General features: G+C 56.5%; 19 protein-coding genes. 8 read left to right on the top strand and 11 right to left on the bottom strand.

Translation table 11 applies throughout. The features are described 5' to 3' along the window. Positions 1-84: 84 nt before the first annotated feature. From DA792_RS07905 to DA792_RS07895, 3 genes are all read left to right on the top strand, one after another. Positions 85-543, top strand: coding sequence for an Lrp/AsnC family transcriptional regulator (locus DA792_RS07905; protein ID WP_107719476.1), 459 nt, complete (start codon positions 85-87; stop codon positions 541-543). 742 nt (positions 544-1,285) lie between these two features. Beyond that, positions 1,286-3,628: a calcium-binding protein gene (locus DA792_RS07900; RefSeq protein WP_107719475.1), complete on the top strand. Its 2,343-nt coding sequence runs from the start codon at positions 1,286-1,288 to the stop codon at positions 3,626-3,628. Further along, complete coding sequence (locus DA792_RS07895) at positions 3,511-4,044, top strand: Hint domain-containing protein (RefSeq protein WP_159075204.1); 534 nt, start codon at positions 3,511-3,513, stop codon at positions 4,042-4,044. Before DA792_RS07900 ends, DA792_RS07895 begins: the two co-directional genes overlap by 118 nt. 188 nt (positions 4,045-4,232) lie before the next feature. Here the strand turns inward: DA792_RS07895 and DA792_RS07890 are convergent, their stop codons facing one another. The 8 genes from DA792_RS07890 to DA792_RS07855 form a co-directional block, all read right to left on the bottom strand. After that, positions 4,233-5,516, bottom strand: coding sequence for an MFS transporter (locus DA792_RS07890; RefSeq protein WP_302666859.1), 1,284 nt, complete (start codon positions 5,514-5,516; stop codon positions 4,233-4,235). A 3-nt stretch (positions 5,517-5,519) separates the two neighbouring features. Next, positions 5,520-6,107, bottom strand: coding sequence for a nucleotidyltransferase family protein (locus tag DA792_RS07885; RefSeq protein ID WP_107719472.1), 588 nt, complete (start codon positions 6,105-6,107; stop codon positions 5,520-5,522). A gap of 23 nt (positions 6,108-6,130) precedes the next feature. Next, entirely contained in the window at positions 6,131-7,447 is a 1,317-nt protein-coding gene (locus DA792_RS07880; RefSeq protein ID WP_107719471.1) for a branched-chain amino acid ABC transporter permease, read from the bottom strand. Then, positions 7,444-8,454, bottom strand: coding sequence for a branched-chain amino acid ABC transporter permease (locus DA792_RS07875; RefSeq protein WP_107719470.1), 1,011 nt, complete (start codon positions 8,452-8,454; stop codon positions 7,444-7,446). The genes DA792_RS07880 and DA792_RS07875 overlap by 4 nt, the downstream gene beginning before the upstream one ends. After that, complete coding sequence (locus tag DA792_RS07870) at positions 8,409-9,164, bottom strand: ABC transporter ATP-binding protein (protein ID WP_107719469.1); 756 nt, start codon at positions 9,162-9,164, stop codon at positions 8,409-8,411. The genes DA792_RS07875 and DA792_RS07870 overlap by 46 nt, the downstream gene beginning before the upstream one ends. Then, positions 9,161-9,745 (bottom strand): hypothetical protein, encoded by a 585-nt coding sequence (locus DA792_RS07865; RefSeq protein WP_107719468.1) that lies wholly within the window; start codon positions 9,743-9,745, stop codon positions 9,161-9,163. Before DA792_RS07865 ends, DA792_RS07870 begins: the two co-directional genes overlap by 4 nt. Before the next feature lie 43 nt (positions 9,746-9,788). Beyond that, positions 9,789-10,586, bottom strand: coding sequence for an ABC transporter ATP-binding protein (locus DA792_RS07860; protein WP_107719467.1), 798 nt, complete (start codon positions 10,584-10,586; stop codon positions 9,789-9,791). 107 nt (positions 10,587-10,693) lie between these two features. Then, complete coding sequence (locus DA792_RS07855) at positions 10,694-11,881, bottom strand: ABC transporter substrate-binding protein (protein ID WP_107719466.1); 1,188 nt, start codon at positions 11,879-11,881, stop codon at positions 10,694-10,696. A gap of 419 nt (positions 11,882-12,300) precedes the next feature. On the opposite strand from DA792_RS07855, the gene DA792_RS07850 reads away from it, so the two are divergent. Continuing rightward, complete coding sequence (locus DA792_RS07850) at positions 12,301-13,671, top strand: class II 3-deoxy-7-phosphoheptulonate synthase (RefSeq protein WP_107719465.1); 1,371 nt, start codon at positions 12,301-12,303, stop codon at positions 13,669-13,671. A gap of 72 nt (positions 13,672-13,743) precedes the next feature. Here DA792_RS07850 and DA792_RS07845 read toward each other — a convergent pair whose 3' ends face one another. Further along, positions 13,744-14,151, bottom strand: a complete 408-nt coding sequence (locus DA792_RS07845) for a GNAT family N-acetyltransferase (RefSeq protein ID WP_107719464.1) — start codon at positions 14,149-14,151, stop codon at positions 13,744-13,746. Positions 14,152-14,253: 102 nt separating this feature from the next. Beyond that, positions 14,254-14,994: a PAS domain-containing protein gene (locus tag DA792_RS07840; protein ID WP_107719463.1), complete on the bottom strand. Its 741-nt coding sequence runs from the start codon at positions 14,992-14,994 to the stop codon at positions 14,254-14,256. 611 nt (positions 14,995-15,605) lie between these two features. Between DA792_RS07840 and gmk the strand changes: the two genes are divergently transcribed. Continuing rightward, positions 15,606-16,253 carry a guanylate kinase gene (gene gmk / locus DA792_RS07835; RefSeq protein ID WP_107719462.1) on the top strand — a complete coding sequence of 216 codons (648 nt, stop codon included), beginning with the start codon at positions 15,606-15,608 and terminating at the stop codon, positions 16,251-16,253. Further along, positions 16,250-16,780 (top strand): gamma carbonic anhydrase family protein, encoded by a 531-nt coding sequence (locus tag DA792_RS07830; protein WP_107719461.1) that lies wholly within the window; start codon positions 16,250-16,252, stop codon positions 16,778-16,780. The genes gmk and DA792_RS07830 overlap by 4 nt, the downstream gene beginning before the upstream one ends. A 97-nt stretch (positions 16,781-16,877) precedes the next feature. Here the strand turns inward: DA792_RS07830 and DA792_RS07825 are convergent, their stop codons facing one another. Beyond that, the gene (locus DA792_RS07825; RefSeq protein WP_159075203.1) at positions 16,878-17,195 is read right to left on the bottom strand and encodes a hypothetical protein; all 318 of its coding nucleotides are present in this window, start codon (positions 17,193-17,195) and stop codon (positions 16,878-16,880) included. A 319-nt stretch (positions 17,196-17,514) separates the two neighbouring features. Between DA792_RS07825 and DA792_RS07820 the strand changes: the two genes are divergently transcribed. After that, complete coding sequence (locus tag DA792_RS07820; protein WP_107719459.1) at positions 17,515-18,582, top strand: ATP-binding protein; 1,068 nt, start codon at positions 17,515-17,517, stop codon at positions 18,580-18,582. A gap of 269 nt (positions 18,583-18,851) precedes the next feature. Then, positions 18,852-19,874: a substrate-binding domain-containing protein gene (locus DA792_RS07815; protein ID WP_107722612.1), complete on the top strand. Its 1,023-nt coding sequence runs from the start codon at positions 18,852-18,854 to the stop codon at positions 19,872-19,874. Positions 19,875-19,965 lie beyond the last annotated feature (91 nt).

Below are 19,965 nucleotides of genomic sequence, written 5' to 3'. Positions count from 1 at the left end.
TCTGCGTTCCACTGGTCGTTGCGTCCAAAAGAGGGTATTGGAGAAGGTAAATCGGACAAAAACAGACGTTAAAAAGGACGAATGATGATTATTGACGAGGCTGACCGTAAAATCCTACGCGAATTGCAACATAATGCTCGGATACCGGTGACGGAATTGGCCAAACGGGTCGGCCTCTCGAAAACGCCCGTGGCCGCGCGGATCAAGAATATGGAAGAGGCCGGGCTGATTTCAGCCTACCGCGCCGTGGTCTCACCGCTCAAGCTCGGATTGAGTCATGTCACATTTGTTGAGGTGCGGATGTCCGACACTCGCGAATCCGCGCTCAAGAAATTCAACGAAGCGGTCAAGCTCGTGCCCGAGATCGAGGAATGCTATATGATCGCCGGTGGGTTTGATTATCTCGTCAAAGTGCGCGCCCATGATATTGCCCATTATCGCCAAGTGATGGGAGACAAAATTTCGGCGCTGCCCTTTGTCAACTCGACCTCAACCCATGTGGCGATGGAGGCCATTATTGAGCCGTCAGAAATCGTGATCTAACCTTTTGATCCCTGCGAGGCGGAGATTTGTGGCATTTACCAAGATGTTACGCCGCGTTTGTCGCCAAGTTTCCGTCACAGTGATTCGAAGAAGGTTGGTGTTATTGTTTTCACTTTTGCCCTATTTTAAAACAATCGCGTTCATTGGTTCCATTCCGAGAATGGCGATCCGCGAATGGGTTAAAATTGAGGCAGGATAAAGGCGGCTTCCGTTGGGGAAGTTGACTTTAGGTTAATCAGCGTCACATGATCCCTGTTCTGAAAGATGGGAATGAGTTTAGTCCTTTGAATGTAAATAATAAAAAAACATTTTTCTCACTAAAAACTCCGCTCAACCCATGCGCAATTCCGGTGAGAACAGGCCAATTTCACCTCTTGATTTGCGGCAATTTTCCAAGACAGGACAATTTTTCGCCCATTTTCCCCGTTTGCACGGACACCATTTTGCCCTATCCAGAAGAAGCCCAACTGGGGGGCAACATAAGGCCACGGGGGCGGCTGCGTTAAGTTTCGAAGTCCGAGAAGGACGTCGGCTTGCGTGTCCGATGTGGTAAACTGATCGTTCATTCGATCTGCTGCTGCGTGTGACGATTGCGAGTTTTGCCATCGACCTGATGGCTGTGTCTTCTCGACCTTTATAGCATAACTGCAGACGCTTTGGTCTTGTGTTTCTGGGGATTCATCCGGGGAACCGGTCGCGTTATTTTTCCGTTCTTGTCGAGCGGTGGTGAAGGAATGAGAAGATGACATATAGACATGATGATTGCGATCCAAAAGATCCAACTCCGACAACACCGGCCCCGATTACAGGGACTGTTGATGGGACCGCAGGTGACGATTATATCGACGTCGCTTACACTGGCGATCCTGAAGGTGATGTCATTGATGGGGCGGACGGACTGAATGATATTGTCTATGCAGGCGGCGGTGATGACACCGTGCTGGGTGGCGAAGGCGATGACACCATCTATGGCGACACAGGCGTAACCACCACCACATCCACCGAGACATTCTCTTGGGCTGACATCAAAGATCAGGATTATTGCGGCATTGGCACCGTGGACAATGGCGAGGACCTTGAAGGTCTGACGCTGACCCAAGACACCGGCAATATCACAGTGACGGTCACCACCCCGGACACTTATGACACATGGCACGCCAGCAATATCGGTGTGGATTCAAATTTCTCCACCAACAGCATTAACACTGATGGCGTTGATGGCGCAGATTCCAACTCCTCCCTCGTATCCAACGCGGCGGCGGGCGAAGTCGGCACCTATGACATGTCCTTCTCGGACGATGTGCAAAACGTCACATTCAACATTTCCGACATTGACGCCAATCTCGGTCAGGTGACCGTGATCGCCTATGACGCGGACGGCAATGAAATTCCGGTGACATTTGACATCGGCTCTGACCTGACCCTCTCCGGCAATACGGTTACCGCCGCGGACACCGACAACGTGTCCCCCACCGCAGATAGCAACACCGTCACCGTGACCATCGAGGGCCCGGTGGCCTCGCTGCAGATCATTCACACCAACCCGGGCACCGGCGTGTCGGGCGTTCATATTTCTGACGTGACCTTTGACGCGGTCTCCGGCACCGAACTGACCGAAGGCGAAGGCGACGACACCTTGATTGGTGGCGCAGGCGATGACGTGATCTTTGGCCAAGGTGGCAATGACACGTTGCAAGGCGATGAAGGCACCAACACGCTGGACGGCGGCGCAGGCGACGACACCTTTATTGGGGGGGCCGGTGCGGACACGTTCACGGGTGGCGCGGGTCAAGATAACATTGATTATTCTGGCTCAGGCGCTGCGGTCAATGTTGACCTTTCGACCTCGACGCTCTCCGGTGGCGACGCGGCAAACGACACCATCTCCAGCGGCATCGACGGTGTGATCGGCTCTGAATATGACGACACCCTGACCGGCTTTGATTATCAGGGCACCGATCCGTCCGATACATATACCAATGAATTCTGGGGCATGGGTGGCGACGACACCATTTCCGGTGGCGGTGGCGACGACTATCTCGATGGTGGCGACGGCGTTGATCATATCGAAGGCGGCGCAGGCGATGACACCATCATCGGCGGCGACATCGGCAGCCCGGATCGCGGCTATCCGGGCCTCTTCCCCGGCGACACGGACACCACCAATGACATGGACACGCTGCTGGGCGGCGCGGGCAATGACACGATTTACGGTGGCGATGACAACGATTACATCGACGGCGGTGCCGACAACGACACCATCGACGGCGGCTTTGACGATGACACCATTTTGGGTGGCTCTGGCGATGACTTTATCGTCGGTGGCGAAGGTTCCGACACCATCGACGGCGGCGACGGCAATGACACCATCTATGGTGGTCTTGCTCCGGGCTTCCCCGACAGTCTGAATGTTCCCGATGACGAGGGCGATCTTGTCACGGACAACGGCAAGGACGTGATCCACGGCGGTGCAGGCAACGATACGATCTATGGTCAAGACGACGATGACCTGATCTATGGCGATGCAGGGGACGACACCATCTATGGCGGCATCGACGACGACACGATCTATGCTGGCGCAGGTCATGACATTGTCGATGGTGGCGCAGATCAAGATACGATCTACGGCGGTGGCGACAACGACGTCCTCTCCGGTGGCGATGACCAAGATACGATCTATGTCTCCTTGGACGATGTGACCTCTGGTGTGAACAACACCACGGTGCACGGCGGCGCCGGCGGCGTGGATTGGGATACGCTTGATCTGTCCGGCCTGTTGTCCAATGGCTGGGTGATCACCCACGAAGTCCAAAACGCCGACTCCGATGGCAATGGCTATGACGGTCAGATCCAGCTCTACAACGCCGCTTTGGACCAATACGCCAACATCAACTACACCAACATTGAGGAAATCATCCCTTGCTTCACCCCGGGGACGCTGATTGCGACCCCAAAGGCGAAGTTGCGGTGGAAACCCTCAACGTCGGCGATAAAGTCATCACGCGTGACAATGGTCTTCAGGCGATCCAGTGGATTGGCAAGAAAGCACTGTCCTCTGCCGATTTGGCGGCCCGTCGTGAATTGATGCCGGTGATGATCCGTCAGGGCGCACTTGGTGCTGGTCTGCCGGAACGTGACATGATGGTGTCTCCAAACCACCGCATGTTGGTTTCTAACGAAAAAGCCGCGCTTTTGTTCGACGAACACGAAGTTCTCGTGGCCGCCAAACACCTCACCCGCCTGGACGGTGTTGAGGTGATGGACTCGGCTGAGGTGACCTATATCCACGTCATGTTCGAGCGCCACGAAGTAGTCCTCTCGGATGGGACATGGTCGGAAAGCTTCCAGCCGGGCGATTACACGCTCGCCGGAATTGGCGAAGACGCCCGTCAGGAAATCTTTGCACTGTTCCCGGAATTGCAAGACGTGTCGGCCCGCGGTGGTTTCACCGCCGCCCGTCGCATCCTTCGCAAACACGAAGCCGAACTTTTGGTCTCCTGATCCAAATTTAAGAACGCTCTCCCGGCGTTGGTGACACGTTCACCTGCGCCGGGTAACCTCGGTGGCCACAGGGGGCTGGGCCACCAGAGGCCAATCTGTTGATCTGTCATGTGACATTCTCCAAAGCGCGTACCGGCCTTGGCCGATGGCTTTGTGAGGGCCATCACATCTTAGCCAGTGCCGCGATGTTACGTCGCGCCAAAACCGCGCCCCAGTGCTTTCCATCCAACAAAAGCAAGGCTGAACGCGCCCAGAGCCGCAACCAACATTGGCATCAGCACCGCCGTTTCACGATCGACAACGCTCTGCGCACCGCGTGCAATCAACCCCGACAACACAAGCCCAATCGGCATCATGCCCCATGCGAACAACCGATAGAGGCTGTTGACCCGTCCCAAAAGCACATCTGGGATCGCGCGCTGTCGATAGGACACGGAGACAGTGTTCCAAATCAGCCCGAAAAATTCAAACACGGCCAGTGTCAGACCCAAACTGACCGGGCCGGGGGCAATGGCGATGACAAGAAAGATCGGCGCAGAGGCCAACAACGCCAATTGCGCCGACCGGGTTGGCCCAAACAGGCGAATGATCGGACCTGCAAGCCATCCGCCCAAAATACCACCCACGGCCCCAGAGGCCAAAATCAGCCCGTAAATCTGTGCATTTAAGCCCAAGTTTTCCTGAACATGCAAAACAAGTGCGATCATCATCATATGGAACAACAGATTCCAAACCCCGGTGATCCACGCGAGGCTGCGCAGCAAGGGCGCGGCGCGTAAAAAGGCCACGCCTTCTTTCAGTTCCGCACGCCAATCTCGGACGCGCGGTCCCGCCGCGCGAAACACGCCTTTGATCCGCAGCACAAGAAAGATCGCCGCAAAATAGCTCAGCGCATTGAAAAGAAATGGTGCGGGCAGGGCAAAGCCGATCAACATCGCGCCGAAAGCGGGTCCAATCAACGCATTGCCAATCAGTTCAACACTCCAAAGTCGCCCATTTGCCGTTTCAAGTTCGGCATGTGGGACGAGCGTCGGCAACATGGTTTGGGCCGCATTGTCGCGAAACACTTCGGCGACGCCGACCACGCTGGCCCCACAGAGGATCGCCCAAAACAGGCCCATGTTGGAGATGCCTCTGGCGGGCGCGGGCGCAAGGGGTAGGGCGGAGATGATCGCCACGCCCACCGCTAAAAACGCCAGCGCGCGCAGGGCATCCATCTGCAAAATCAACACGCGCCGATCAGCGCGATCAGTGATGATCCCCGCCGGAATGGCACAGAGCGCCCAAGGCAACCGCAAGGCCACGGGCACCAAAGCGATCCACACCGGGTCGCGGGTCAACAGTGACGCGAGCCATGCCCATGCCACGGTCGCAATGCCATCGGCCAAATTGGTCAGGCCACTGGCGAGGATAACGCGATGAAGCGGGCGAAAGGTCATTGGGCTCCAAAGTGATTGAAAAAACTTCGCCAAACGTCACATTTGACGCCAATCTTCCACTGTATCCATGTCCCAAGTCGCCGCCTCGGAGGGCATCTCCACCCGTTTGGCACCGTATTTGGCAATCAAGTCCTGTGCGCCGTGATCGCCTGTCAGGGTCTCAAATTCGGGCAGGACGGATGCGGGAAAGATCACCGGGTGACCATCGCGCCCGCTTTGACTCATTGCCCGCACAATCTGCGTCCCCTCAAAGGTTTCAAACAGCACAACCAAGGTTTCCAGATGTGCGGCTGTGACAAAAGGCAAGTCGGCGAGCATCGTGATGAACCCGTCATAGCCGCCTGAAATCGCCGCTTGGGCGAGGGATTTGAGCGTGGCAGACAGGCCCTCATCGGCCTGTTCTACACAGATAAAGGCATCGCTCGGACGCAAGATCGCCCGACGGCTGGCGAAATACGGATGGGTATCCGGCGGCAAAGCGACCAAAATATCATGGCCCTTTGCCGCCGTAATGGCCCGGCGCAACAGCGTGTCGGGCGCATGCAGGGACGGCGGGGTCGACAGTTTGTCAAACCCCATCCGAGAGGAATTCCCAGCCGCACAAATTCCCGCAAGCAACCGCATTTTGAGCCCTTATTTTGGCCGACCTATTTTTCTGGCAACAGCCCGCGCGGTGAAAACCGCAACACGACCAAAAGGATCACACCCATGGTCAGATAGCGCATATAGGCCACGCGTTCGATCAATCCGGCCTTAAACGTCGAGCCGTCGTCCATACCCGAGGTGATCACATTGACGACCCACGCGCCAATCGGTTCGACCTCGATCCACAGGAACCAAATCAACATGCCGCCCAACACCGCGCCCCAGTTGTTGCCCGATCCGCCGACAATCACCATGACCCAAACAAGGAAAGTGTAGCGCAGCGGTTGGTAGGTGGTGGGGGTGAGCTGGCCGTCAAGCGTGGTCATCATCGCGCCCGCAACGCCGATGATCGCCGCCCCCAACACGAAGATTTGCAAGTGTCGCCCGGTGACGTTTTTGCCCATGGCTTCGGCGGCCGTCTCGTTGTCACGGATCGCGCGCATCATCCGTCCCCACGGGCTTTTGAGCGCCAATTCCATTGCAGTGACGATGAGAATAATCACCGCCAGAAACAGCAAGGCGTAGAGAAGTTTGACAAAAATCGACGACCCTGTGGTTGGGTCCATGCCAAACCGGGTCATCATGTCCAAAAACCATTGCGCGGTTTGCAGGTCGATTTCATTCGGGACGGGACGCGGCAACCCGTTGACGTTTTTGACGCCGCGCGACAGCCAGTCTTCGTTTTTCATCACCGCAAGGATGATCTCGGCGATGCCCAGCGTGGCGATGGCCAGATAATCGGAGCGCAGCCCCAGCGCGGTTTTGGCCACAAGCCAAGCTGCGCCCGCCGCCAAAATCCCGCCGACGGGCCATGCCAAAATCACCGGCAAACCAAGCCCGCCGAGATAGCCAGAAACCGCCGGATCGACGGCTTCAATCGCCGCAACCGCCGGGTCCAAAAGGAAGCGGAACAGGAAGAACCCAAGGATCAAAATCGCGGTCAAAACCAAACCGCGCGCCCGGCCCTTTGGCATCTTTTTCCACAGCATGGCAGCACCAGCGATGATCGCGACACCGACCACAAGCGCGGCGATGATGCGCCCACCGCCCGCAGACCATGCGGCGGGGACGGGTGGCATCGAGGTCAGCACAACGGCCAAGCCGCCCAAGGCGACAAAGCCCATGACGCCGACGTTAAACAGCCCCGCATAGCCCCATTGCAGGTTCACCCCCAAGGCCATGATCGCAGAGATCAGCCCCATGTTGAGGATGGACAGGGCGGAGTTCCATGATTGTAACAGGCCAACCGCCGCGATCAGCAGGGCCATCACGAGAAAGTACAGAGGCGCGCGAGATTTTGTTCCATTCGATTTTGTCATATCGATTGCCCCTTAAAGAGACCCGTGGGTTTGAACAACAACACGATGATCAGGATGGCGAAAGAGACGGCGAATTTGTAATCCGTCGACAAAAGCTGCACCAAACCGTCCGGGCTCCAACTGTCTGGGCTGAGATAGGTGAGCACCTTTTTGAACGCGTAGGTCAGCGTCACCTCGGAAAAGGCAATGACAAACCCGCCGGCAATCGCGCCCAGCGGATTGCCGATGCCCCCGACGATGGCGGCGGCAAAGACCGGCAAGAGAAGCTGTTGATAAATAAAGGGTTTGAACGATTTGTCCAAACCGTAAAGCGCGCCCGCGATGGTGGCCAAAGCGGCAACCAAAAGCCATGTGATCGTGACCACACGCTCCGGGTTGATACCGGACAAGAGCGCCAAATCTTCGTTATCCGAGAAGGCGCGCATGGATTTCCCGGTGCGGGTTTTGTTCAAAAACCAAAACAGCGCAGCCACGGTGATCAAGGCGACAACGACGGTGATGACTTGGGTGGTTTTGATCGCAAGCCCCTCATCCAAGCCCGACCAGGCCTTGAAATCGCGGGCATTGACGAGGAAGCGTGCCCCATCGGCGAAGCGGCGGTCTTCTGTGCCCACGACCATGCGCACGAGGCCGTTCATGACGAACATCACCCCGGTGGAGACGATGACCAACATGACGGGGGCGGCTTTGACTTTGCGGTAGAATTTGTAAACCACGCGGTCGGTGGTCAGCAACAACAGCGCCGTGACCAAGATGCCAAAGGGCAGGGCGAGAAGGGCGGTTGGCAGCGGCCCAAGCGAGATGCCCCAGCTTTGGAACAGCGCCGTGACCAAGACAACGATCATCGCGCCAAAGGACATGGTTTCACCATGGGCAAAGTTTGAAAACCTAAGCACGCCGTAAATCAGCGTCACGCCCAAAGCCCCAAGCGCAAGCTGTGCGCCGTAGGCCGTGGCGGGGATCAGAACGAAATTGGCGAAGGCCACGAGGGCGTTGAGGATATCCATCTGTTAGCCCCCAAGAATGTACGACGGACTTCGGGGTTGGCCAAAAGGGCTGCCCCCGTGTCGGTGTAAGCATTGGCGCCTTGGACAAGGACATAGCCTTTGTCCGCGATTTCAAGCGCTTGTCGGGCATTTTGTTCGACCATGAGGATGGAAATTCCAGTGCGGGCGACCTCGATGATCCGGTCAAACAGCTCGTCCATCACGATGGGTGAGACGCCTGCCGTCGGTTCATCGAGCATCAGCAATTTCGGTTGGGTCATCAACGCGCGACCGACAGCGACCTGTTGGCGTTGCCCCCCAGAGAGCTCGCCCGCGTTTTGGTTGCGCTTGTCTTTCACCGCCGGAAACAGCTCATAGACCTGTTCGATCGTCTCTTCGATGTCGTCATTGCGAATGAACGCGCCCATCTCCAAATTCTCGCGCACCGTCATAGTCGGGAAAATATTGTGGGTCTGCGGCACAAAGCCCATGCCTTTATAGACGCGTTCTTGCGGCGACAATTTGGTGATGTCTTGCCCATCGAGATGCACATGGCCCTCGCGTAGGTTCAACATGCCAAACACCGCCTTCATCGCGGTGGATTTGCCGGCGCCATTGGGACCAACGATGACGGCGATCTCACCTTTTTGCACGGTCAGGGTACAGCCATGCAGAATATCCGCACCAGAGCCATAGCCGCCGCGCATCTCACTTGCGTGGAGGAAATTCATTCTGCGTCCTCCCAAAACTCGATCTTGAAGGAGTCGAGAAAGTCTTTGTGCCGTATTTTGAACGCGTCGTTGATGTCATCCGCAATCTCATAGGTGACGATCTGCGCCGTATCGGATGCGCCGACCAAAACCGTGTTCGCGTAGACAATATGCAAACCGTCAATACTCGCGGCGTAATAGAGGGTTTCGGTGTCATGGTCGGCCACAGTCACCGGGACGATGCCAAAAACAGGCACCTGAGACACGCTCATCTGAGAGGCCGCCGCCGCGTATTCCAGTGCGATGCTTTGCACTTGGGTGCGACTCATCCCAGCGTTCAATCCGAGGCCCTCGTAAATCACCATGCCATAATTCAGATCATCGGCGCGAAACATCGCGGTGATGTCGTCGTTGGACGCACTTGTGGGCTTCCATTTAAACGGGTTGCCACAAAAGGACAAAGTGGTCGCGATTTTTTGGCAGCTGACATCTCCGGTATCGGAAAAATCCCAAGTGCCATTGTTAAAAAGATCCACCCGTTTGCCATCCACAAAAGCGGTACCGACGATGGATTGAGCGAGAGCAGGGGCGGCAAACATCATCAGCCCCCGCAGAGGGCAGCGGAAAAGACAGGCGACAGGCGGATCATTCGGTCCCCTCCGTCACAGTTGCGGCGGTTTTGTTTTTCACGCCTGTGCCCAAATAGGCCTCGATCACCGCCTCATTCCTCATGATCTCGCTGGCCGTGCCCGTCGCCATCACTTTGCCCTCGGCCATCACAATGACCGGATCGCACAGCTGTTTGATGAACTCCATGTCATGTTCGATCATGCAAAACGTATAGCCGCGCTCAGTGTTCAGGCGCTTGATCGCATCGCCAATCGTGTACAGCAGCGTGCGGTTCACGCCTGCGCCAACCTCATCAAGAAACACCATTTTTGCATCGACCATCATCGTGCGGCCCAGTTCTAAAAGCTTTTTCTGACCGCCGGAAATCTCGCCCGCTTTCAAATCCGCGATATGAGAAATGGTCAGAAACTCAAGGACCTCGTCGGCCTTTTCACGCAGGGCGCGTTCCTCGGCAGCGATCTGTTTGCGTTTGAACCAGGCATTGACCAGCGTCTCTCCTGTTTGCCCCGCAGGCACCATCATCAAATTTTCACGCACCGTCATGCTTGAGAACTCATGCGCGATTTGGAACGTGCGTAAAATGCCCTTGGCAAAGAGTTGGTGCGGTTTGAGGCCGGTGATGTCCTCACCGTCAAACAAAACCTGCCCTGAGGTCGGGGTCAAAACCCCGGCGATGCAGTTGAAAAGCGACGTTTTTCCCGCGCCATTGGGCCCGATGAGCCCAGTGATCGTGCCTTGCTCAAGCGTGAGCGAAGCCCCGTCCACGGCCCGAAAACCGCCGAAATGCATGTGCAGATCACGCACTTCGATCATATGGTGTATCCCCGTTTTTGATCCGGCTCTTTTGCGAATGGGACCGGATAAGAAATATGGCCCGGAGCGTCAAGTGACGACTGTCCGGGCCATATCAAATGTTGCGTTTAGCGGATCGAAACGGTTTCAAACGCGCCGTCTTTGATCGTGTAGTAGCGGTAGGAGCCAGCGGCCTCACCCGGTCCGATCAATTCCACATTGGTTGCGCCGACATAGTTGATGTCGCCACCTTCGGAGAGGATTTTGAGCGCCTTGTCCAATTCGCCCGGCAAGATCGGCTCGCCCGGTGCGTTGGCCACATCCAAGACGTTGGCCGCCACGGCGTCTTTGGTTGCCGCACCGCCCTTGGCCATGGCCAAAGCGATCAAAGCGCCCGCATCATAGGATTCGCGGGTATAAGCGGAGGACACGTTGATGCCAGCTGCTTCACCCAAAGCGTTGAACGCGTCGGTGCCCGCACCTTCGGCCCATGGCACGATCCCGATGGAGCCTTCGACCACATCCCCCAGATCCGCGATCAAGCTGTCGCCATACATGCCGTCGCCCAAGAGGAAGCTGTCAAATGCGCCGGTGTCGGCTGCGGCTTGGATGATGCCTTTGCCGCCTTGGTCGACGTAGCCCAACACCACGAGCATGTCGCCACCAGCGGAGGCCAGCGCGGCGATTTCGGCAGAATAATCGGCTTTGCCGTCTTCATGCGAGGTGTTGATGGTGATTTCGCCGTCATAAGACGCGGCGAAAGCATCCGACAGGCCTTTGCCGTAATCGGAGTTGGTATAGGTCACAGCCACCGATGTAATGCCGTTTTCTTTCAAAACATCAGCCAAAACAGCGCCTTGACGCGCGTCAGACGGGGAGGTGCGGAAGAACAGGTCATTGTCTTCGACGGTGCTCAGCCCCGGCGAGGTGGCAGACGGAGAGATCATCACCACACCATTGGGCACGGCCACGTTGGACAGGATCGCACCGGTGACGCCAGAACAATCCGCCCCCATGATGGCAACAATGCCGTCAGAGGTGATCAAGCGCTCGGCGGCCGCAGACGCGGCGGCGGCATCGACACAGGTGCTGTCGGCACGCACGGGGGTGATGGTCGAACCGTCCAGAAACATCCCGCTGTCGCTGATTTCTTTAAACGCCAATTCCGCGCTTGCGGCCATGTCCGGGGTCAGCGATTCAATTGGGCCTGTGTAACCAAGGATCACACCGACTTTGACGTCTTCGGCAAAAGCCGCGCCGGACAAAAGGCCGGAGAAAAGGGTTGCGGCGGTGGATGCCAAAAGCAGCTTCTTCATATGGAATACTCCCTGTTTTTTCGTAGTCTGGGGCGGAGCCTAGAACGGCTTTTACCAATTGGAAAGATATGCCGTTGGGTTTGAGGATCAGAAATCACGCAAATGCCCAAAAACACGCGGTGTCGCGAAGAAATCACCCGCTTTTGACAGGGATTTATGGAAATTTACCGCAATAAGCGCGAACTCATACGACTCATCGGCCTGTTTTCATCCCAAATGCCATCTCCCAAGGGCATGGTGATGACTGTTTTTTGACCAACAGCCGCAGAATGACGCATAAAATCCTGTCGTTTTTGGTTTCCATCCACAGGCCAGAAAGTTTATAAAGCTCAAACGCTGTGGGCGCTAACAGGGCTCGCAGGCGTTGGAGGATGAAATGACCCCTGCGCCCTTTGCGCAGGCACACTGGAGTAAAAACGATGACGGATTGGGTGAAAACCGCATGGCGCAACAAACCGCGTGTGCAAATGCCCGACTATACGGACGAGGCTGCGCTGAACGCTGTTGAGGCTCAGCTTGCCAAATATCCGCCGCTCGTTTTTGCGGGGGAAGCGCGCACACTCAAACGCGATCTGGCGAAAGCGTCGCGCGGCGAGGCGTTTTTGTTGCAGGGCGGCGATTGCGCCGAAAGCTTTTCCGAGTTCGGCGGCGATCAGATCCGCGACACGTTCAAAGTGATGCTGCAAATGGCGATGGTGCTGACCTTTGGCGCGAAAGTGCCGGTGATTAAGGTTGGTCGCATGGCCGGGCAATTTGCCAAACCGCGCTCGACGGCAACCGAAACGTCCAATGGCGTCGAATTGCCGAGCTACCGCGGCGACATCATCAACGGCTTTGACTTTACGCCCGAAGCGCGCATCCCGGATCCAAACCGGATGCTTCAGGCCTACACCCAAGCCGCCGCCTCGCTGAACCTGCTGCGCGCCTTTTCCAAAGGTGGTTTCGCAGATATTCACCGGGTGCATGCTTGGACTCTGGGCTTCACCGAGGCCGACGAAGCCGAGAAATACCGCGATATGGCCAATCGCATCCAAGATTCCCTGGATTTCATGAAAGCGGCGGGGATCACATCCGAGAACAATCACGACCTGCATACGGTGGATTTCTACACCTCGCATGAGGCGCTTTTGTTGGAATATGAAGAGGCGTTGACCCGTGTGGACAGCACCACGGGCGCGACGATCGCGGGCTCAGGTCACATGATCTGGATCGGTGACCGAACCCGTCAGCCGGACGGTGCGCATGTGGAATTCTGTCGTGGCGTGCAAAACCCGATCGGGTTGAAATGCGGCCCCACGACCACCGCCGAAGACCTTAAGGTCTTGATGTCTAAACTGAACCCGGAAAACGAGGCGGGCCGTTTGACCCTGATCGCGCGGTTCGGGGCGGGCAAAGTCGCCGATCATTTGCCACGTCTGATTGAGACGGTCAAAGCCGAAGGTGCCAAGGTCGTTTGGTCCTGTGACCCGATGCATGGCAACACGATCAAATCGGACAGCGGCTATAAAACCCGCCCGTTTGAAATGGTTCTGGCCGAAGTGCAGGAGTTCTTTGCCACGCACCGTGACCATGGCACCATCCCGGGTGGCGTGCATTTCGAGATGACCGGCAAGGACGTGACCGAATGCACCGGCGGCCTGCGCGCTGTGACAGACGAGAACCTCGCGGACCGCTATCATACCGCCTGTGATCCGCGTCTGAACGCCTCGCAAGCACTGGAATTGGCGTTCCTTGTGGCCGAAGAGCTGCAAAAAGGCCAAGCGCCAGAAGAGATCGCTGTTTCTGCGTAACTCTTTTGAGATCAACACTTTAAAAGCCGGGCTTCATGTCCGGCTTTTTGCTTTTGAACGACCTGAAATGCCTCAGCCGCGATGAAACACAAAGCCGTTTTCAATCGCCTCATAGCCTGCCGCCTGATAAAAGCTCATCGCTTTCGGTGCCGAGAGCAACAGGTGGGTTTTGACCTTTGGCGCGGCGTTCACCGTTTCCGCCAAAAGCGCCTTGCCGATGCCATGGCCCTGCATGTCAATGAGCACGGCCAGATCGGAACAATAGAGGCAATAGTGCCAATCGGTGACCGAACGCGCCACACCGACCAAACGCCCGGCCTCATCACGCGCGGTGACGATCAAATCCGCCCCGGCCAACATCCCGGCAATCCGCGCTGGATCATCGACCGGACGCCGCTCGGCCAAAGTCGAGCCGTGCAACACGGCAAGAAATTCCTTTGAGGACAGGTCGGGTTCAATGGCATAGGTGATTTTGGTCATAGGACACTCCAAAACAGATGCCTCACCCAATCACAGCGCCACGCAAATAAAAAGGCGCGACACCGATGTGCCGCGCCACGTCCCCAAAATGCTTGGATCGCTTTACTCTTCGGCCTTGATCAGGCGCAAAACCGGTTTGCCTTTCGGGCGCTGCGGGGCGGCGGCGTGAGGTGCGGCCTCGGCTTTGTCTGCGCCTTTCGCGGTATGATCCTCATAGGCCTTTTTCGCCTCTGCAAACCCCGCGGGCACGGGGGTGCCTGCCGGGGTGGTGGCAAAGCTTTGCTCGGTCGGGTTGTCCGAGAGCAACGGGCGGCTTTGCACATCGACCACTTCAAAACGGCGCGGTTGACGGCCAATCTCGCCTTTGGACTGGATACAGCCCAAAACGCGGTTCACATCACCCAGATCGGATTTGAGCGGGCAGAGCAAAAGCTGGGCATCCATCGCGCCACGGCCAATGCCACGTTCGGCTTTGAGCGTGATGACGGTGATTTGCGGCGTTTCAAACACGGCTTCCAAAGCCTCGGAAATCTTGGCGCGGCTTTCGGGCACAAACATTGCCGTCAACGGCATCCCGCGCACTTCCATGCCCATCAAGTCGGTCAGATGCATCCCGGCCAAACGAAACCGCGCCACGCCCAGAGCAATTCGTTCTAGGATAAAGGCATATTCGAGCGCCGATTGCATGCCGCGCGGATCAATTTCTGAGCGGGCGGGGACGGGGCGGCCATTGCGCAGACCTTCCCAATAGGCTTCGACCGTTTTGAGGGCCGGGAAATGCATGTCGTTCCGGCGCGGCATGAGGGACACGATATTGGAGCCACTGACATATTCGATTTTCATCTCATCACCTATTCTCAGGAGCGCTCAGATCGCGCCACGATTGTACGTTCAACTGCGGGCGGTGCCTTGCGGAGTGGGTCATGTTTGGGTCAGATTTGACTCTGTCCCGTTTGACCTCTGCTGGCACCGTCCCGCCTGATTTGATTGCCTGCCGTGTCTCACCGCTGGCTTGACCTGAATATGCCACGACTTTGCCCGATTTGGTGTAAAAAGCTAACCAATGGTTAACATCCACGGAACTGCCTGGCGCGATGGTGACCAAAACTTTAACGGCAGCCTAAGTCACACTTCGATCAAACCATAAAAAACCAATAAAAAACAAACAATTGCAATACTCACCTCAACTATATCTCAAAGCCGCCCGCTGCGCCGGTCACTTCTGTAAAATTGTATATATCAACGATTTAGAACAGCACCCCTGTCATAGTTCAGCGCCGAAAGGGACAAATCACGGCGTGCAAGATCGGGAATTTGGGCAGGATTATGACGTGCAGGTGCAGCATTTGAGACTCAGTTTGGTGTGATCCGACAAGATTGCGTCACAATCGCCAAGCAGTAGCCAAGCCGTCCTTCGCCCGATATAGGAAGAGCGACGACAAAAGGAGCATTTCATGCAAGCGGAGCGGCGCGGTCTTCTCATCATTTTATCCTCTCCCTCTGGGGCGGGAAAATCCACGCTCGCACGGGCCTTGATGGAGTGGGACAGCTCACTGCGCTTTTCCGTCTCCGCCACAACGCGTGCGCCGCGTCCGGGCGAGGAGGATGGGGTGCATTACCATTTCGTCGATGAGGCCAAGTTCAAAGACATGGTCAACGAAGGCGAGATGTTGGAGCACGCCCATGTGTTCGGCAATTTCTATGGCTCTCCGGCCGCCCCGGTGCGCGCCGCGATCGAAACCGGCCGCGATGTGTTGTTCGATGTCGACTGGCAAGGCGCGCAACAGATTTCACATTCTGTCTTGCGTGATCATGTGCTGTCGATCTTTGTGTTGCCGCCCTCCATTCGCGAATTGCGTCGCCGGCTTGAAACCCGTGGCCAAGACAGTGACGAGGTGATTGCCAAACGGATGGAAAAAAGCTGGGATGAGATCAGCCATTGGGATGGCTATGATTATGTGTTGGTGAATGACGATCTGGCGACCTCGTTTGAGCGGCTCAAAACCATCATCACCGCCGAACGGCTGCGGCGGGCACAACAACCGGGGCTGATGAATTTCGTCCGCCATCTTCAATCCGAATTTCAGGAGGTCGAAGGATGACACTCTATACACTCGAGGATCACGCGCCGGTTTTGCCGGAAAATGGCGACTATTGGGTCGCCGCTGATGCCAATGTCATTGGTAAGGTGATTTTGGCCGAGGGTGCCAATATTTGGTTTGGGGCCACCCTGCGCGGCGACAATGAGGCGATTGAGGTCGGCGCGGGCAGCAACATTCAGGAGAACTGCGTGTTGCACACCGACATGGGCTATCCGCTTGTGATCGGCGCAGGCTGTACCATCGGTCACAAAGCGATGTTGCATGGCTGTGTGATCGGTGAGAACTCTCTGATCGGCATGGGGGCGACGGTGTTGAACGGGGCCAAGATCGGCAAAAACTGTTTGATCGGGGCAGGGGCTTTGATCACCGAAGGCAAAGAGATCCCCGATGGATCGCTGGTGATGGGCGCGCCGGGCAAAGTTGTGCGGATGCTGACAGAGGCACAAATCGCGGGCCTACGCGCGTCGGCGCTGCACTATCAACAAAATGCCCGCCGGTTTCGGGACGGATTGGTCGCGATTGGATAAGGTGATCTTTTCCCAAATCCCCGTTTTGCAACGAAACCCTCAATGAGACGGGGGAAGGACGTGTTGGGCCTTGCTAAGCTGAGCAAGGCCAGTGCGCTCAGTGCATCACTTTGGTATCACGAGGTGCGGCACGGGCAGGGGAGATAACATCAAAGTTCAAGCGCGGAAAATGATGTCGGACCTCGTTTCGGATGATCTCTGGACGCGGCAGATCCTTGGCGATGGCCCGAAACAGCCCCTTGAAATCGGCTGCATTGAGAAACGCGGCCAGCTCCAAACAGTCAAAATGCGCTGAAATCGCCGGTGCCACAACGCTATCTGGGCAAATGGCGGACAAAATATCCTGCGACAGGTCACTAAATTCAATAAAGAAAACGCCTGAACGCTCTGGAAAATGCTTTTTGAGGGTTTGCATCAACTGTGGTTCGCCCACCATCAAGATCATCCCTGAGGTTGTCAGGTGTTTGTCCCGGTTTAGAGCGATGATGTCGCCGAATGTGTTCTGTCGAACGGTACCCATATGGTAGGGGTCCTGTATGTTTACGCTCTCATGTTCATGTCGAGCAAACGGGTAAAGTATCGAAATTGCAACAATCTTTTTATCGAAACTGAAATAATTTGCAAAATGCAAAGATGAGAGACGGAATTTTAGCAGGCATTCGTTTGACAGCTCCCATTGTCATAGACAGGTTACATGATGTGGGTAGGCCCACGCAGAAAGAGAAAGTGAGCCCATGCGCAGTGTGACAAAAGAAGTGGCCTTTGGGGGCGACGTGGTGACCGAAATGGCACGCGCAATGCCGCTACCTGTGGTGGTGATTGGGCGCGATGAACGGGTTTTGGCGGCCAACACCCTGGCTGCAACCCTGTTTTCCGATGCGATGGTCGGGCGGCATTACATCACGGTGCTGCGCCAACCGATGCTGTTGGACGCGATCGAAAATGTGTTGCGCCTCTCGGAACCCGCCGAAGCGGTGTACCGCGTGACCGAAAGTCAGCGCGATTTGGTCTATGATGTGTTTGTGCGCCCGGTGATGGTCGGTGATTTCGCCTGTGTGACAGTTGCCTTTGAGGACAAGACCGAGGTCCAAGAGGCCGGCCACATGCGTCGCGATTTTGTCGCGAATGTCAGTCATGAGCTGCGCACCCCTTTGACGGCAGTTCTGGGGTTTATTGAAACTCTGCTGGGCCCGGCCGCCGATGACACGGCCGCGCGCACCCGGTTTTTGGAGATCATGGACCGCGAGGCCAAGCGAATGAACCGGATCGTGGGCGATCTGTTGTCGCTGAGCCGGGTTGAGGCCGAACGCCGCGTGCGTCCGACGGATCGGGTGGATATTTCGGCGTTGTTGCGCTCCGTTTCGATGTCGTTGCAACCTGTGGCCCGGGCACGGGATGTGACCCTGACTCTGGAAGGCGCGGAGGGGGTCGAAGAGGTGCCCGGCGATTTCGACCAATTGACCCAAGTGTTTACCAACCTGATCGAGAATGCGATCAAATATGGCGGCGCGGGCAAAGAGGTGCAGATCTGTTTGACCTCCCATGCGGTCGAACCGACGATGCGCTCACAAGCGGTGCGGGTGGATGTGTCGGATCAAGGCGATGGAATCGCATCGCAACATATCCCGCGCCTGACCGAACGGTTTTACCGGGTAGATTCGCACCGCTCGCGTGAAATGGGCGGAACCGGGCTTGGACTGGCGATTGTAAAACATATTTTGAACCGTCACCGCGGGCGGCTCAGGATCGAAAGCCACACCGGGCAGGGCAGCTGTTTTTCGGTTATTTTGCCCTATCAGTAAGCTGAGGCGTTGGGTTTTTCCTAAAAATCAGAGGTTAACACACTGTCACACTCCTAAACGCGTTGTCACATTGGCGGCTAAACGCGTTGTCACATTGGCGGCGCGTTTCGCGTTTTTTCCTAGGCTAATTGCCAAGATGTCTAGGAATTTCCCGGCATCTGTCATCAAACTGTTACATTAGTTTCACAAAACCATTGCGAGACACCCCTAAACCGCCCCTCGAGGGAGCAATGTTGCTCTCGGACATAAAGCAAATTCAGGAGCAAATGATGTCCTTTGTGAAACTGACCGCCTCTGCGATCGCGATCGCTGCCGTTTCGGCCACTGCTGCCGCCGCTCGTGACCAGGTGCAAGTCGCCGGTTCCTCCACCGTTCTTCCCTACGCTTCGATCGTAGCCGAAGCCTTTGGCGAAAACTTTGATTTCCCGACCCCGGTTGTTGAATCCGGTGGCTCTTCCGCTGGCCTCAAACGCTTCTGTGAAGGCGTCGGCGAAAACACCATCGACGTTGCCAACGCATCGCGCAAAATCAAAGACAAAGAAATTGCTGCCTGTGCAGAAGCTGGCGTGACCGACATCATGGAAGTCCGCATCGGCTATGATGGCATCGTGTTCGCCTCCCAGTTGAGCGGCCCGGCCTTCACCGCCTTCACCCCGTCCGATTGGTTCAACGCTTTGGCCCCGAAAGTGGTCGTAGACGGTGCGCTCGTTGACAACCCCTACACCAAATGGTCCGACTTCAACGCCGATCTTCCGGACGCTGAAATCGCCGCTTTCATCCCGGGCACCAAGCACGGCACACGCGAAGTGTTCGAAGTCAAAGTGCTCGAAGCGGGCTGTGAAGCCACGGGTGCGGCTGCTTTGATCGAAGCGGCTGGCATGGACGCAGGCGATGAGTGCCTCAAAGTGCGCACCGACGGTGTGTCCACCGACATCGACGGCGACTACACCGAAACCCTCGCTCGCATCGACGCAAACACCAACGGCGTTGGCGTCTTTGGTCTCGCATTCTATGAAAACAACACCGACACGCTCAAAGTTGCGACCATGTCCGGTGTGGTTCCGTCCACCGAATCCATCGCGACCGGTGAATACCCTGTGTCCCGCCCGCTGTACTTCTACGTGAAGAAAGCCCACATCGGCGTGATCCCAGGCCTCAAAGAATATGCTGAGTTCTTCGTGTCCGACGACATGGCTGGCCCGTCCGGCCCGCTCGCCGAGTACGGCCTTGTGTCTGATCCGGAATTGGCTGCGACCCAAGCTGGCGTGTCCGACGAAGCAACCATGAACTAAGCCTGATGGCTTTGTGAAGGTGATACCAGAGCGGCGCGGGTTCCCTCGCGCCGCTTTTCATCCGAACGGGCGGTTTCATCCCCCCGTTTGC

It is taken from the genome of Celeribacter baekdonensis, assembly GCF_003047105.1.
In the GTDB taxonomy this organism is placed as follows: domain Bacteria; phylum Pseudomonadota; class Alphaproteobacteria; order Rhodobacterales; family Rhodobacteraceae; genus Celeribacter; species Celeribacter baekdonensis_B.
The sequence above is the reverse complement of the archived record's forward strand: the minus strand, read 5'-3'. Positions and strand labels throughout refer to the sequence as shown.